This is a genomic window from Rhizobium rhizoryzae (assembly GCF_011046895.1).
Classification (GTDB): Bacteria; Pseudomonadota; Alphaproteobacteria; order Rhizobiales; family Rhizobiaceae; genus Neorhizobium; species Neorhizobium rhizoryzae.
The window spans coordinates 43481-59018 of sequence record NZ_CP049249.1; the positions used below are offsets into that span (position 1 = coordinate 43481).

Here is a 15538-nt window from a genome sequence, read left to right on the forward strand (position 1 = left end):
ATAAGTTGCGAGATGAAAAGGAGTCAATGCTCATGATACCTCAAATGTGACATGAGGCGGTTTGCATGGTATCAAGCAAATAATGAACCTATGGTTTGGCCTTGATGCTGAACGGAGATGATCGAATGCGGCACGACAGCCGGCTATCCAGAATGCTGCATGTGATGATCCATATGGGTCATCATGACGGACCCATGACGTCGGACATGATCGCTGCCATGCTGAATGCAAACCCAGTCGTCATTCGACGCACCATGGCAGGCTTGCGTGAACAGGGGTTTGTCCATTCCGAAAAGGGCCATGGCGGCGGCTGGACGCTGGCAAAACCACTGGATGATCTGACATTGCTCGATATCTATCGCGCTGTGGGGGAACCGTCCGTCTTTGCCGTCGGCCCGGCCTATGACATGCCAGGTTGCCTGATTGAGCAGGCGGTGAATGCCACGTTGAAAGATGTATTCGCAGAAGCCGAGCAACTGCTGCTCACCCGGTTTGCCGGGGTGACGCTGGCTGATATTGCCAAAGACTTTCCGGCGGTAATCCAAGAGTACGGCCAGCGCTGCGAATGAAGATCAAGCGTATCCGCCAAGTCGACCAGAGCGATCTTCACACGCAGTCGCAGGTCTCATCGGTCACAGGCTCGATTGAAAAGAAAGACAGTGCCTGCGAGCGTCAGCGTTGGCCATAAAACCAGCATCGGATTGTCGAAGATGAATATGCGGTATTCAAAGAGCATTCCACCCCAATCGGGGAGCGAAGGATCGGCGCCAAGACCGATAAAGGCGAGCGAGGCATAAGCAATGGCGGCAGAGCCGGACTGGTTGCCGACATAAGTCAGGATCGATGGCAGCGTGTTTGGCAAGAGATGACGAAAGAGCTTGCCGCTGGAGCGCACGCCAAGTGCCTCGGCTCCCAGCATGAAGGGTTGCGACAGGACGCGTCGCGTCAAGGCATGCGTGAACACAGTCAGCGGTCCGATGGCCGCAAGGCCCAGCGCCATGCCGGCGCTCAAGGGCGATAGCCCGAAGATGGCTGCTGCCGTCAGCGCGACGATCAAGGTCGGCACCATGATGAATACTTGGCTTGCCTTCAGGATTGCGACCTCCCGCCAGCCGCCGAGAAGGGCGGCGAGGGTTCCAAGCAGAGAGCCGCCCACCAGCCCGATCGCCCCGACGGCAAGGATTACGATAGCCGTCCGGAACCCGCCGACCATCAGCCGGGACAAGAGGTCGCGGCCCAGATGATCCGTTCCGAGGAGGTGTGGGATGCTTGGTCCGGCGTGACGGTTGAGGATATCAACCGCGTCCGGATCATGCGGTTGCCAGAAGCCACCGGCGAATAGAAGGGCAAGCAGCAGGAGCGGAAGCACAGCGCGGTTCATGGCAGGCGTGGCTCCAGCCGCAGCATCATCAGCCGTGCCAGGCAATCGATGCTCACCATCCAAAGTGCGATGACCATGACATAGGCCTGCAACACCATCTGATCGCGCATCGAGATACTCTGAACCAGGAATTGGCTGATCCCCGGAAGGCCAAACAGGATTTCCATGGCGGCGGCGCTGCCGATTACCCAGCCGGCTTCGGAATGCACGGCGGCAAGAACCGCATACAATGCGCTCGGATGGGCATGACGCCACAGTGCTTGTGTTTCGGACAAACCTTTGGCACGAGCGGTGACGAACCAGGGCTGTATTGCGGCTTCCTGCAGACCTTTGCGGTAAACTCGGGCCAGAACTGCAGTGGAATGCAGGGCAACGAGCGCGATAGCCAGCACCAGTGAGGCACGGTCATTGGCGAACGGTCGTATCCACCGCAGTTGCACGCCGAACACCCAGATCAGCACGAGCCCGGTCGCAAACACCGGCGTGGATTGCGTGAACACGGACAACAGGCGACTGAACCGATCTGCGACCCCGCCCGGCTTCACGACTGCCGCAAATCCGAGCGGCAGGGCCAACAACAGGGCAAGGCAGAGCCCGGCAATGCCAATGCTGAGCGACAGGGGCAAACGGTGGAGGAACTCGGTACGGACGGGTTCACCCGTCCGGAAGGATCGTCCCCAGTCGCCGTGCAAAAAGTCCCGGCCCCATCGGAGATAGCGGGAAATCAGAGGCCGGTCGAGACCCCAGTCCTGGCGCAGGGCGGCCATCGTCTCGTCGGTTGCGGGCAGATTCCAGGTGCGAATGGCGATCTCGACAGGGTCGACCGGCATCAGGGTGATGATTGCAAAGGCTGCGAAAGACACGACAAGCAGGCCGAGCGCTGTCTGCAATCCCCATGATGCCAGCTTCTTCATGGCTTCACTTGCTCTCGCCGATATCGGCGCGCAGGACGTGATAGTCCGATCCCCAGGGCTCGTAACCCTTCAGTCTGTCGGAGACGCCGACATACCAGACCGGCGAGACGAGGAAGGAAACGGGCACGTCGTCAAACAGCTTCGCTTGGGCGTCCAATGCAATCTGGATGCGTTCGGCGGGGTCGCCGGTGGTGGCGAAGCGGTCGATGATGGCGTCGAATTCCGGCGATGCATATTTGGTATAGTTGAGCGAGGCACCGCTTCGCAGCATCGAGTTCAGGAAAAAGGCCGGATCGCCGCTGGGGGCGGTGTGTTGGGCCCAGAGCGCGATGTCGAAATTGCCGCTGGCCGCCGCCTCTGCAATATTGTCCACGATCTGTGTGTCGAGCCCGATGCCGATCCGGGAAAGCTGTGCCTTGACGACCGGCAGCATGGTGACCAGATCCGGCCGTTGCGGGTATGTGATCGCCAGCAGCTTCAGAGCCTTGCCGTCCTTGGTACGCATGCCGTCGGTGCCCTTTGTCCAGCCCGCAGTATCCAGGATCGCGGCAGCCCTGGCAGCATCTGTCGGCCGGGCTTGGCTGCCGGCAAACGGAAAATAAGGAGCATAGGCGCCGGTTGCCGGTGTTCCGCCATTGATGGCAGCGGCCAGTTCCTTGCGATCGAAGGCGAGGTCGATGGCCTGGCGCACGGATTTGTCCTGAACCACCGGCCTTGTCGTGTTCAAAAAGGCAAAATACTGGTACCCGACCGCGAAGGATTTGACTGTCAGGGACGGATCACGCGTCAGTCGGGCGGCAACTTCGGAGGGGAGACCAAAGGCCAGATCCAACTCCCCGGATTGAAAGGCCAGCGCCATGGTTTGCGCATCGCCGAACCGTTTCAGTGTCAACGGTCTGCGCTGGTCCGCCCCTTCAAAATGGGCATTCGGCTTCAATTCGATCGCCGCATCGACCTTGAAATCCGCGATTTCGTAGGGGCCGGTAAAGATCGTCTTGCCGTCCTCGGCTGCCGGCTTGTAGGCAATCAGCGGCCATTCGGCAAACAGGGCCTGGATGAGAGGAACCGGCTTTTCCGTCGATACCCTGAGGGTGAGGTCGTCTGCTGCTGCAAACGTCAGTTTCCCGCCTGTCGCCAATGCTGCCTTGTTGTTGGCAAAGGTGCGCTCGAAACCGGCCGCCAAAGCTGCGGCTGTCACGGGCGTGCCATCAGAGAATGCGCGCCCTGCCTTCAAGGTGATCGTCCAGGTGAGGTCGCCCGTGCGTTCGGCCTTTTCGGCCAGTTCCGGTACAAGTTTGCCTTGCCTGTCGACGGTAAACAGGTTTTCGCCAACCCCGTGGCTGGTGAGCGCCCAGCCATTTGATCCCTTGGCCGGGTCAACGCCACTGGTGATGAAGGTTGCGCCGATGCGCAAAGGCTCAGTCGCTGCTGCGGGCCACGCGACGGCCACAAGGGCTGCGGTGGCGATCAGCGCGCTGCTGAGGCGCTGGCGGAGCGGAATGGGCATAATGACCTCTCGTCTCGTTGATTATGGATTCGGGAATCTTGGTGTTTGCAGCGGCCGCAGCCGCTGCTTGCGTCCGGTCGGGTGATAGGCGAAATCCTCCACGACCGTTCCGCCCAACAGGTGCTCGGTGATGATGCGGTCGACGGCCGCCTCGGTGACGCCGCCGTAATAGGTGCCCTCGGGAAAGACCTGGACGACAGGGGCAAGATTGCAGGGGCCGAGGCAGGTGGATTTCGCGGTCATGGTGCCTTCGCCCGTTGTCCGCAGCTTCAGGCGTTGCTGTTCGTTGCGCAGGTGGCACCAGAGGGCGTCGGCACCTGCGCCATTGCAGGGGCCGCCCTGGCAGACCAGGACCCGGCGTTTCTGGTCCGGCACAAGCGAACCTTCGGCGAGGGATTTCTGATCAACGGCAAGATCGAAGGATGTGGCTGACGCGACCAGATCTCCAAGTAGTGCGGCCATGACCGGACTTGCCGCGATGTGAGCGGTGAGTGCTATCTCCGGCCATGGCCGGTGATCCTCGTTTCGCCAGCGGCGGACCACTTTTTGCAGCCAGGTGGGAACGCTGGGCTCCATGGGCAGAACAAGCGGGACAATGCTGACATGGGAACAGCCCTCGCCGACCAGCGCCAGCAGCGCTTCCTTGAGAGACGGAGTGCCTTGTTCAATGAAGGCGTAACGCACGACGGCGTCAGGCCGGTGTTCGGCCATGACGCCCGCAAGGCGCGCCATGTCGGCGTGAGGCGCCGCGGCAAAAGCGGATTTCGCGATGAGAAGAACGGCGCGCCGTTCGTCCAGTTCTATTTCTTTCGTCACTGCGTGCCTCGCGCGTGAGCGGTCGAGGCTAGCAACGAAATGACGACGCGCGCGAACCCCTTGGTACGCGAACGAGCCATTCCGGCGGCAGACCCCGACCGCGGAATTCTATCTTGTCAGGCAGGTCTCCTGGCTCACGGGTCTATGCCTTCCCCTGTCTTCCCAACCTTTTCAGGTCAGTGACGTTTTCGGGGACGGCTCGCCGTTTACAGTTGCGGGACAGCTCCGGCGTCGCACCGGATTCCCTCTTAGCTTCCACCAGTGATGGAAGAACCTTGACCTGACGATGTCTACATGATGGCGGCCTGCTGTCAATCGACAGGAGGCAATGGTTCCACTAGGAGCCGCTACCACTCTCATTTGCCTTCTCATCGACATTTTCGTTGATATGTAATAACGTTACATAATGAATGTCAATCGTTCTCACTATGGTGAGGGGCGCTTGATGATCCTCAAAGCAAATGGTGCTTACGAACTTGAAGTGGTCCACGTCGAAAGATCCGGGAGAACGCGTAATGAGACCGGTATTGCCAAGTTGCTCGATGCCAGGTTGGCTTTATCGATGCACCACGAAATTGCTGATCTTTTTCAATAGTTTAAAGGAGTTTTCTTTTCTGTGCGAGATCGTCACATAAGCGGTCCGGGCATATAAACTCTCTGCCCTGAGTACAGCCGATCTTGAAGACTTGATTGCCCAGCAGAATATCATCAGCAGCTGGAAAACTGCGCGACTGCGATCAATCGCTTTGGTCGCTATTTTGCCACCTGTATACGCCGGGACCGGTCCAAACCGAAAGACAATTGGCATATGGATGTGGTCGTCATTGCGATTGGCGGAGAGAATTTCCGGCCCTGGCGTGCGATAGATGCTGACCTTGATGTTTTCGACACTCTGGTTCAGCAGCTTCGCAATATCAGGGCAAGTTCAGTCACAAGCCTTGCCAGTGTAAGGCCGAGTGAAGCCTCTGTGCTGTCATCGCTGTCACGGCCACTTTCATGGCGAAGACGATAGTCCTGATTGTATCAAAGCCATCAAATTAGCAGCGCTAGCGCCAATCATTGAAATATCGACAGCTTCATCACCTCATCGACAAAGTCGGCAACGATGCGCGAAGGATAGCGGTTCGGCGGCAGTACCAGCAGGGTGCGGAAATAGATCGCCGGTTTGAATGGGATGATCGTCAGGCCACGCCCCACATAGGGTTCGGCCGTCATGGGGTTGACGAGGCCGACTCCGAGCCCTGCCTGAACCATGGCGCAGATGGTGGTCGAATACGGCGTTTCCAACACGACCTTCAGCTTGGTTGCGCGGTCGCGAAAGATAGCTTCAGCGGCTCGTCGCGTCGTGTCTTCAGGGGAAAGGGCAATGAAGGCTTCTCCGTCGAGATCCTCTGGCGTCAACTCAGTGGCCTGCTCCAGGCGATGCCCCGCTGGAACGGCGATGGCGGCACGATAGCGCGCGAAGGGCCGAACATCGACGCCTTCGGTCTCGATCTCGTCGGCTGCCAGCCCGACATCGACCTGGCCGGACGCTACTAGATCTTTCACAGTAGAGGACAGTTGCGCCTGAAACGAAATGGCGACATTTGGATGCCGCGCCTGAAAACCGCGCAAAGCGCGTGGCAAAATATTGGTGCTCAGCGCAGATAGGCTTGCCACTTTGATTTCGCCTGATCCGAAATCACGGATTCTCGCTGCGGCACTTTTGAGCCGTGTGAGCCCGGAAAACGAACTCTCCACTTCCTTGAAGAAGATGTTCGCTTCGGCGGTCGGATACATGCGACCGCGTTCGCGCCGGAACAGGGCAAATCCGATATCGCGCTCGAGTTCCTGGATCGCTTTGCTGACAGCAGGTTGGGAAATGCGCAGCACCTCGGCAGCCCGAGAGGCTGTGCTGTTAGTCATCACGGCATGGAACACCTCGACCTGACGAATATTCATTCGACACCTCATAACCCACGAGAATAAAGTAGCAGGATAATGATATTGGACGGAATTGATATGCCGATGTTTTAATCCGCTCACGAAATTGCTCAGGATGAAGCGGAATGAAAGACTTTACTCAATGTGTTGTCACACCGGACGTCAATGTTGACGGGTTTGAAGCCCTTGGTGTTGCCACGCACCGGGCATCCACCATCGTCTTCAAGAATGCAGAAGCCTATGCCACCCGCGGTCAGAGGGGCCATGATGGGTATACCTATGGGCTTTACGGCACGCCGACGACCCGCACGCTCGAAGCCAAACTGACGGCGCTTGAGCAGGGTCTTCGCACATTTCTGGTGCCATCAGGGCAGGCGGCGAATGCGATTGCAGCGCTTCCGTTCTTGAAGAGCGGCGACAAGATCCTGATCGCGGATACCGCCTATCCGCCCATGCGCGACTTTGCCAACCAGGATCTGGCGCGTTTCGGCGTCGAGGTTGCCTATTACGATCCGGTTTCGATCGAGGACCTGACAACAAAGATCGATGACCGCACAAAGCTCGTCTGGTGTGAATCCCCGGGTTCAACGACGATGGAGATCCAGGATCTTCCGGCTATTGCCGATGTCGCCCATCGACACGGCGCGCTTGTCGGCTGCGACAATACCTGGGCGACACCGCTCAACTACAAGCCGCTGGCGCTCGGAGCCGATATCGTTACGGAAGCCTTGACGAAATATGTTTCCGGCCACTCCGATCTACTGATGGGTTCGATCACCGTGCGGTCAGACGACCTCATCACACCGATTCGCGCAACGCTCGGGCGCTTCGGGATTGGCGTGTCTCCGGATGATGCATCGCTTGTGCTGCGCGGCATGGAAACGCTTGGCATCCGTCTCAAGCATGCCGCAGATGTTGCACTGGTACTGATCGAGTGGATCGAGCGTCATCCTCTGGTCGAGCGTGTCCTGTTTCCGACCTTGCCGGGTACCCAGGGGCACGAGATCTGGAAGCGGGACTTCCTAGGGACGAGCGGCGTATTCAGCGTTGTCCTGGTATCGGACGCGGTACCTCACGCCGCCGCAGCCCTCGACGTCCTGAAGACGATTGCCATCGGCGCCTCCTGGGGTGGAACCCGAAGCCTCATCGCCCCCATGCCGGTCCGCCAGAACCGCACGGCCACCGAATGGAAGCAAGACGATCTCGTGCTGCGCATCAGTGTTGGGCTGGAGGACCCCGCCGACCTCCAGGCTGACATGGAGGCATTTTTTGCCGAGATTCTTCGTCGGACGGGGCAGGCGAAACTGGTGCGCGCAAGCTGACCATCTTCGAAAAAACGCACTTCAACAAAAAAGGGGAACAACATGCGTTCGAAACTTCTTGGAGTAGGCTTTTTGCTTACGAGCATGCTGTCTGCTGGCCTGTCGCCGGCAGTCGCAGGACCAACGCTTGACGCCGTTAAGGCGCGCGGTTTTCTGAAATGCGCCTCAAGTCAGGGCACCGTTGGCTTTGGCGCGCCCGATGAGAAGGGCTACTGGCGTGGTCTCGACGTGGAGACCTGCCGGGCCGTGGCGGTCGCGATCTTCAATGACAAGGACAAGGTGGAGTTCGTTCCGCTGAGCGGCCAGCAGCGCGTGCCGGCCCTGCAGACCGGGGAAATCGACATCCTGCCGCGCACATTCACCTGGACCTTGCGCCGCGACGCTAACGGTTTGAACTTCACGACGCCGAACTATTACGAGTTCACCGGCTTCATGATGCCGAAGGCGCTCGGGGTGACGAAAGTGGAGGACATGTCTGGCGCGTCGGTCTGTGTGCAGACGGGTTCCACCACCGAGGTGGTCGCCAACGACGTGTCGAAGGAACATAATCTCGGGCTGAAGCCGGTCGTGTTTGAAAACAGCTCCGCCGTCAGCCAGGCATTCTTCTCCGGACGTTGCGATGCCCTCATCACTGACGCCGCGGCTCTCGCTTCCATCCGCGCGACATCCGCCAAGAATCCCGACGATTACATCATCTTTCCCGCCACCCGGTTCATGGATGCGCTGACGCCTGCCGTTCGCCATGGCGATGATCAATGGCTCGATATCGTCAACTGGTCGATCCAGGCCTTGATTGCGGGCGAGCAACTGGGCGTCACCCAAGCCAATGTCACCGAAATGCAGACGTCCGAAGCCCCCCGCCTCAAGCGCTTCCTCGGCGTTGAACCTGGAAACGGTTCGGCACTTGGCCTGGACGAGAAGTTTGCCGCCAACATCATCGCGCAACTCGGCAATTACGGCGAAATGTTTGATCGCAATGTCGGCAAGAATAGCCCGCTGAAGCTGGAGCGCGGCGCCAACCGCCTCTATTCCGATGGTGGGCTGATGTTCCCGCTGGCATTCCAGTAAGCACACGGAGGCCGGCATGCTCTTCGCGCTCTGGGACAATCGTCGCATTCGAGGCAATGCGCTTCAGGTCTTGCTGTTTGCAGGCTTTGCCGGTCTTCTTTTCTGGCTTTGGTCCAATACGGCGGCCAATCTGGCCGCTCGAGGCATCCGGGTCGGTTTCGACTATCTGAGCCGACAGGCGAATTTTCCGATTTCGGAAAGTGTCCTGTCCTATGATCCTTCCGATACCTTCGGTTGGGCCTACGTGATCGGCGTGACCAACACTGCCGTCATCTCGCTGACCGCGATCATCATCTCCACATTTGTCGGCCTGCTGATCGCTCTCGTCCGGCTGTCGAACAATCCCTTGGCGGCGAAGATGGCGGCCTTGTTTGTCGGTGTCATCCGCAACATGCCGCTCATCGTGCAACTCCTCTTCTGGTATGCGCTGGCCACGACCTTGCTGCCGGCGCCGCGTCTTGCCTTCAACCCGCTGCCCGGCTTCTACCTCTCGCTCAGGGGCCTCTATCTTCCGGCGATCTCGCTTGGGCCGCAGGCCGGTCCTTTCGCCGCTGTCTGCCTTGCCGTGCTCATCGCCGCCGTCATCATTTGTCGCTTGGCGCCGAAATCCGTCTGGTCGATGGGCAAATGGATGCTGCTTGCCGGTCTGCTGACAGCTGCTGTTGTGCTCATCCGTCCGTCGGTCAGCTTTCCGGAACTAAAGGGCTTCAATTTCGTCGGGGGGCTTCGCCTGTCGCCGGAATTTGCCGCCCTTATGCTTGGTCTCGTTCTATACACCTCGGTCTTCATCAGCGAAGTCATCCGCGGTGGCATCGAAGCGGTATCGCGCGGTCAATGGGAAGCCGGACGCGCGCTTGGGCTCTCCGAACGGCACGTGATGTTCCGCATCATCATTCCACAGGCGTTGCGGATCATCGTTCCTCCGATGACGTCCCAGTATCTGTCGACGGTGAAGAACACGACCCTGGCGCTGGCCGTCGGATATCCAGAACTCGGCCTTGTGGTCGGGACGGTCATCAACCAGACGGGCCAGGCCATTGAGAGCATTTCCATCCTTCTGGCCGTTTTCCTCACGATCAGCATCGCGGTGTCGATGTTCATGAATTGGTACAATGCCCACGTGGCCCTGGTGACGCGATGACAACACTTTCAATTTCCCACGGTCATGTGGTTGCCGACATATTGCCGGCCCGGCAAGCGCCGCCGATCAAGCGGATGCCCCTCTTCAAGATGCTGTTTGGCGATGTCCTGAGTGCCGCTCTCACATCCGGCGCGCTGATGACGATCCTGGCACTGATGCCGGCCTTCCAATGGGGTCTTGTGGACGCCACCTGGACAACATCGGATCCTGCGGCTTGCCGAGACGGCGGAGCGTGCTGGGCCTTCATCGGTGCCAAGCTTCGCTTCATCCTGTTCGGTCTCTATCCACCGGACGAACAATGGCGTCCAATGATGATGATGGGTCTCATGATCGCGATGGTTCTGGTGTCGTTGTCGCCGGCGCTGTGGGGACGAAAGCTCGTCATCGCATGGCTGGTGGCCGTGGCCGTGATGCTCAGCCTGATGTGGGGCGGCTTTACTGGCTTGCCGTTCGTTCCAACATCGCAATGGGGTGGATTACCGGTCACCCTCCTGCTCGCCCTGCTGTCGCTCGGATGCGGCTTTCCCTTCGCCGTCTTCCTGGCGCTCGGGCGGCGTTCGTCCCTGCCGATCCCGAGGGTCCTGTCCATCGGGCTGATTGAGACGATCCGCGGGCTTCCGCTTGTCGGGCTGCTGTTTGTCGCCTCGATCCTGCTTCCGCTGCTCCTGCCGCCAACTTGGACGATCGACAAGCTCGGACGCACCTTGGCGGCACTGACGGTCTTTGCGGCGGCCTATCTTGCCGAAGTCATTCGCGGCGGACTGCAAGCCATCCCTTCCGGCCAAATCGAGGCGGCCAAGGCGCTCGGCATTCCCCATTGGAAGGCAATCCAGCATATCGTCATGCCGCAGGCGATCCAGAAGGTTATCCCGCCCCTGACCAATACGGCGATTGTCATGGTCAAGAACACCAGCCTGGTGATGATCGTCGGTGTGTTCGACATGCTGAGCGCCGGCCGATCGGCGGCCATGGATCCCGTCTGGCCCGCACCCTATCGGGAAGCCTATCTCTTCGTCGGCCTCATCTATTTCGCGCTCTGCGTTGCCATCTCCTATTACGCCCGCTGGCTTGAGCTGCGTGTCAAAGCAAAGGATTACCGATGATGTCCGCTCAACAGCCGTCGAACCATGAACCGTCTGCCATCGCGATCCGCAATCTCGACAAGTGGTACGGCACCTACCATGCGCTGCGTAATGTGACCCTGTCGGTCAAGCCGGGCGAGCGTATAGTCATCTGCGGACCGTCCGGTTCCGGCAAATCGACGCTCATCCGGTGCGTCAATCATTTGGAAGAGCACCAGAAGGGCGAGATCGTCGTCAATGGTGTGACCTTGAACGACAGTCTGAAGAACATCGATGCGATCCGTCGCGATGTCGGGATGGTGTTCCAGCACTTCAACCTGTTTCCGCATCTGACTGTTCTGGAGAACTGCGCGCTGCCGCAGATTCTGTCACGCGGGACACCGAGAAAGCTCGCCGAAGACCGCGGCATGGAATTGTTGGAACGGGTGCGGATTCCAGAGCAGGCGCTGAAGTATCCCGGTCAGCTTTCGGGTGGCCAGCAGCAGCGTGTCGCGATCGCACGCGCCTTGTGCATGGCGCCGAAGATCATGCTCTTTGACGAACCGACATCCGCGCTCGATCCGGAGATGGTGAAGGAGGTCCTGGAAACGATGGTTGCCTTGGCCGAGGACGGCATGACGATGATCGTCGTCACCCACGAGATGGGTTTTGCCCGGCGCGTGGCAGACCGTGTCGTGTTCATGGACAAGGGCGCCATCGTCGAAAGCAGTGCACCCGATGCTTTCTTCGATGCCCCGACCCATGAGCGGACAAGAAGCTTCCTCAGCCAGATCGTTCACTGATTGGTGCGGACTGGGCGAGAGGGCGGACCAAGCTATGGTTTTTCCTCGTCCTCCTGATCCACCTCAAACTCGACTTTGGATGCTACTTGCCGTGATCCTTGTGGGCGCCGTGCGCGTCGTGGCCGCCAGGATTGTCGGCGCCCTCGACCATCACGGTCCCCTCGAAGCTTGCAAATAGCGCCAGCGTCTTCGCATCGACATTGGCTTCCGCCTCCGCGAGCTTACTTGCCAGAGCCGTAGCATCGGCAGAGGAGAGCCCCATAGTTTTCAGGGCATCGGCCTGCTTCAGCCCATCGCCGCTGCACAGATGAATGCTCCAGCCATCGCTCTTCTTTTTGAGAAGCGCACGACCGCCGCGGCCTTCCTGGGTCCAGCCGGCAATCGCCCAGTCGCCTTGGACGACGACAGGTGATACGGCCAATGGCTTCTCGGCCGTTTCAAAAATCGCCTTCATCTTCGCAGGGATAGCCATCTGGGGATCTGCGGATTGCGGCGCCATCGGCATCGCAGCGTGGTCTCCATGATTTGGGCGAGAGCGGGAGACACAGTCGCGATGGTGGCAATCGCGATCGCCAACAGTTTTGCCTTCAGATGTTTCATATCGTTTCCTCCTCCTGAGAGAGATGTTCTGTTGTGTGGTGAGAAGCCGTGGGGACGATGACAGTCACCCCCGATTGGGTTCTGAGAAACTCCGCCTCGATACCGTAGTAGGTTCGCAGGGCGTCCGGCGTCACGATATCGGCGAAACAGCCGTGGCCTCTCAATTTTTCCATCCGCGAGCAGCATCACGGAATCGCAGTGCCTTGCAGCAAAGTTCAGATCGTGAATGGCAATGAGAACCAGCGCCTGCGTTCTGGCGACATAGTCTTTCACAACCTTCAGCACATGAATCTGATGGCGCATGTCCAAGGCGCTGGTGGCTTCGTCCAGCAAGAGAAGCGGCGGCTTGCGCAAGAGTCGTTGCGCCAATAGCGCCAGTTGCTGCTGCCCGCCCGACAAGGTCGAGACCTTTCGCTCCGCCAGATCGGCAATACCGAATTGGGAAAGAATGCGCGCACTCGCCTCGACGATACTTGGGTCGACACGCCAGCCCAGTTGTTCGTGACGGCCCAGAGGGATTACTTCGAGCACCGTCAGATCCGCGGTGACCTGGCAGTGCTGTGGCATATAGCCGAGATCGTGAACGCTGACGACCTGCGCATTCCAGAGCACGCTTCCGGTGGATGAAACAACGCCCGAGATGGCGCCGAGAAGCGTCGACTTCCCGGCGCCGTTGGGACCGATCAGTGCGACGATCTGGCCCGCTGGCAGTGATACGGTTACATCGGACAAGATGTGCTTCTTTCCGGCGACGACGCTCACGTCGCGGAGGACAAGACGCCCCGTCATGCGACACCTCGCTTGCCGCGGCGGATGATCACCGCAAACAGCATGGGAACCCCGGCAACGGCGGTGATGATGCCGACAGGAATGACGGCGCCTGGCGAAATCAGCTTTCCGAATACGGAGGCAGCGATCAGGATGATGGCACCCGCCATGGCGGCAAGCGGAAGAGAGAAACGATGATCCTCACCGACAAGGCTGCGGGCAACATGCGGCGCGATCAGCCCGACAAAGCCGATGGTGCCTACGAAGGACACGGCGCCCGCCGTCAGAAGTGCGACGATCAGGAAGGTTTCGCGTCGAAGTTTCTCGACCGAAAGTCCGAGGCTTCTCGCATTGGCGTCCCCTAGGCGAAGTGTTTTCAGCGCCCAGGTCTGGCGTGCGATGAAGGGAAGGCAGGCGAGTGCGATCGCCGTGGTCGCCGTGACGCTGGTCCAGGTGGATTTCAAAAGACTGCCAAACAGCCAGAACACGATCTGCTGGAGAACTTCCGGCGATGCCAGAAACTGCAGCATCGATTGCAGCGATTGGAAAAAGAAGAGAACGGCAATGCCGCCGAGTACGAGGATTTCGGGCGTCGCACCCCGAAGGCGGGCAATCACATAGATGAGCCCACAGGCAACCAGCGTCATGGCGAAGGCGCTGATGGGAATGGTGAGATAGGCGGGCAGGGGGACAAGCGACCCGAATATTATGGCGAGTGCTGCGCCAAAACCGGCGGCGGCGGAAAAACCCAGCGTAAAGGGGCTTGCCAGCGGATTGTTGAGAATCGTCTGCATCTGCAGGCCCGCAAGACCGAGGCAGGCGCCGACAAGGGCTCCCATCAGGGTCTGCGGCATGCGTAATTGCCACAGGATCGTTGCCACCATCCGGTCCGGGCCGGATGGTCCATTGAGCAGTCCATGCCAGACATCGCCAAGCGGCATGCCGGATGGCCCTGTCGTGAGATCAAGAACCATCAGCAGAATGAGCACACCGAGGGAAAACAGGAGAGCCAAGGCGCGACGGATGGATGCACGGCGGTAGCCGCCGTGCATGATCTCGGTGTCCCGGGTCTGGGAGGTCATTGTGCCCCGGCCTTGTAGGGGAGGACGAAGACGCCGTCAGCCTTGATCGGCAGCCATTTTGCATAGTAGTCCGCTATGTTTTTGGCCGGATCGACGTCCTTGGGGGCGGCAGGATAGAGCTGCTTGGCGATGAACTGCGCATAGACATAGTCGGACAGCGTGCGTGCTCCACCGTGATAGATGGCGAAGACGTCGCCATTCTTGACAGCGGGAAGTTCCGACCAGCCCGGACGCTGCATGTAGGCCTTCATGCGCTCACGCGTCACGGCCGGGTCTGCGCCGAAACCGACGGCGACCGATTGCGGCTTGTTCAGCCATTCCGAACCTGCGAGGAAAATCAGGTCGGGTTTCTGGGCAAGCACATATTCGGGGCTCAGCGGTCCCCAGTTGCCGATCTGGCCCTTGGCGATATTGGCGCCGCCGAGGCTGCCGATCAGGGCGCCCCACATGCTGTTGCCATAGGAGTTGCCGACTTCCGCCGGTCCCTTCTGGGCAAGTTCGACATAGACCTTCTTCGTGGTTGGTCCAGCCGCCTTGATGCGTGTGTCGATGTCGGTGATTGCATCCTGATAGTTCTTGACCAGCGCCTGTGCACGCTCTTCAGTGCCCATCAGTTTGCCAAGTGCCAGGGTGGAGGCCACATGCTTTTCGACTGTCTGGGCGTTGTAGTCGAGGACGACGATTGGAATGCCTGCGGCCTCGATCTGCTTGATGCCTTCGCCAAGCGCGTCGTAGGACCAGGCTGCGAGGATCAGCAGGTCAGGCTTGGCGGCAATGACCTTTTCGATGGAAAAGGTGTTGTCTTCGGTGTTACCGACATCCGGGATCGATGAAAGCCTGGGAAGTGCCTTCTCATAAAGCGCGAACTGGTTCGGTCTCCAGTCTTTCCACGTTGAAAGCGAGAGCGCCACCACCTTGTCGAGAGCGCCAGGACCGGCGATGGCGAGATAGTCCTCGTAATAGAAGCTGAGGACGACCCGTTCCGGGACCTTGGGAACCGTTACCGTTCTGCCTTTGACATCGGTCACGGTAATGTCGGCGAAGGCGGATGCTGCCATCGTCAGAAGGGCGGCAAGGGTGGAGATGAACAGTTTTTTGGTCACGATTTTACCTTGAGGTTGTGGGCGGCAACGGCGCGCTGCTGCCGCCTTG

15 protein-coding genes and 1 riboswitch are annotated in these 15538 nt (G+C 59.3%); of the genes, 6 read left to right on the top strand and 9 right to left on the bottom strand.

The window, feature by feature from the left end:
- Positions 1-125: 125 nt before the first annotated feature.
- Positions 126-569 (top strand): Rrf2 family transcriptional regulator, encoded by a 444-nt coding sequence (locus G6N80_RS01105; RefSeq protein ID WP_062553314.1) that lies wholly within the window; start codon positions 126-128, stop codon positions 567-569.
- 56 nt (positions 570-625) lie between these two features.
- On the opposite strand, the gene G6N80_RS01110 is transcribed toward G6N80_RS01105, so the two are convergent.
- The 5 genes from G6N80_RS01110 to G6N80_RS01130 form a co-directional block, all read right to left on the bottom strand.
- Entirely contained in the window at positions 626-1381 is a 756-nt protein-coding gene (locus G6N80_RS01110) for an ABC transporter permease (RefSeq protein WP_062553315.1), read from the bottom strand.
- Positions 1378-2295 (bottom strand): ABC transporter permease, encoded by a 918-nt coding sequence (locus G6N80_RS01115; protein ID WP_246251377.1) that lies wholly within the window; start codon positions 2293-2295, stop codon positions 1378-1380. The genes G6N80_RS01110 and G6N80_RS01115 overlap by 4 nt, the downstream gene beginning before the upstream one ends.
- Before the next feature lie 4 nt (positions 2296-2299).
- Complete coding sequence (locus G6N80_RS01120; protein WP_062553316.1) at positions 2300-3802, bottom strand: ABC transporter substrate-binding protein; 1503 nt, start codon at positions 3800-3802, stop codon at positions 2300-2302.
- Between the two features lie 21 nt (positions 3803-3823).
- Positions 3824-4618 (bottom strand): (2Fe-2S) ferredoxin domain-containing protein, encoded by a 795-nt coding sequence (locus G6N80_RS01125; RefSeq protein ID WP_246251378.1) that lies wholly within the window; start codon positions 4616-4618, stop codon positions 3824-3826.
- A 102-nt stretch (positions 4619-4720) separates the two neighbouring features.
- Positions 4721-4912: riboswitch (cobalamin riboswitch) on the bottom strand.
- Positions 4913-5674: 762 nt separating this feature from the next.
- Positions 5675-6559 (bottom strand): LysR substrate-binding domain-containing protein, encoded by an 885-nt coding sequence (locus tag G6N80_RS01130; RefSeq protein ID WP_062553318.1) that lies wholly within the window; start codon positions 6557-6559, stop codon positions 5675-5677.
- Positions 6560-6666: 107 nt separating this feature from the next.
- On the opposite strand from G6N80_RS01130, the gene G6N80_RS01135 reads away from it, so the two are divergent.
- From G6N80_RS01135 to G6N80_RS01155, 5 genes are read left to right on the top strand one after another with little or no spacing between them, the layout of a single operon-like run.
- Positions 6667-7863, top strand: a complete 1197-nt coding sequence (locus G6N80_RS01135) for a trans-sulfuration enzyme family protein (protein WP_062553319.1) — start codon at positions 6667-6669, stop codon at positions 7861-7863.
- Positions 7864-7905: 42 nt separating this feature from the next.
- Positions 7906-8931: an amino acid ABC transporter substrate-binding protein gene (locus G6N80_RS01140; protein ID WP_165130693.1), complete on the top strand. Its 1026-nt coding sequence runs from the start codon at positions 7906-7908 to the stop codon at positions 8929-8931.
- Positions 8932-8947: 16 nt separating this feature from the next.
- The gene (locus G6N80_RS01145) at positions 8948-10072 is read left to right on the top strand and encodes an amino acid ABC transporter permease (protein ID WP_165130695.1); all 1125 of its coding nucleotides are present in this window, start codon (positions 8948-8950) and stop codon (positions 10070-10072) included.
- Positions 10069-11175: an amino acid ABC transporter permease gene (locus G6N80_RS01150; protein WP_165130697.1), complete on the top strand. Its 1107-nt coding sequence runs from the start codon at positions 10069-10071 to the stop codon at positions 11173-11175. The genes G6N80_RS01145 and G6N80_RS01150 overlap by 4 nt, the downstream gene beginning before the upstream one ends.
- Positions 11172-11936, top strand: a complete 765-nt coding sequence (locus G6N80_RS01155) for an amino acid ABC transporter ATP-binding protein (protein ID WP_165130699.1) — start codon at positions 11172-11174, stop codon at positions 11934-11936. Before G6N80_RS01150 ends, G6N80_RS01155 begins: the two co-directional genes overlap by 4 nt.
- 82 nt (positions 11937-12018) lie before the next feature.
- Here G6N80_RS01155 and G6N80_RS01160 read toward each other — a convergent pair whose 3' ends face one another.
- Genes G6N80_RS01160 through G6N80_RS01175 form a run of 4 tightly spaced genes read right to left on the bottom strand, consistent with a single transcriptional unit; the run spans position 12019 to position 15489 of the window.
- On the bottom strand, positions 12019-12408 hold the full coding sequence (locus G6N80_RS01160; RefSeq protein ID WP_246251379.1) for a copper uptake system-associated protein: 390 nt from the start codon (positions 12406-12408) through the stop codon (positions 12019-12021).
- Positions 12387-13325 carry an ABC transporter ATP-binding protein gene (locus tag G6N80_RS01165; protein ID WP_210300889.1) on the bottom strand — a complete coding sequence of 313 codons (939 nt, stop codon included), beginning with the start codon at positions 13323-13325 and terminating at the stop codon, positions 12387-12389. The genes G6N80_RS01160 and G6N80_RS01165 overlap by 22 nt, the downstream gene beginning before the upstream one ends.
- Positions 13322-14386: a FecCD family ABC transporter permease gene (locus G6N80_RS01170; RefSeq protein WP_165130703.1), complete on the bottom strand. Its 1065-nt coding sequence runs from the start codon at positions 14384-14386 to the stop codon at positions 13322-13324. The genes G6N80_RS01165 and G6N80_RS01170 overlap by 4 nt, the downstream gene beginning before the upstream one ends.
- Positions 14383-15489: an ABC transporter substrate-binding protein gene (locus tag G6N80_RS01175; protein WP_343048660.1), complete on the bottom strand. Its 1107-nt coding sequence runs from the start codon at positions 15487-15489 to the stop codon at positions 14383-14385. The genes G6N80_RS01170 and G6N80_RS01175 overlap by 4 nt, the downstream gene beginning before the upstream one ends.
- Positions 15490-15538: the final 49 nt, after the last annotated feature.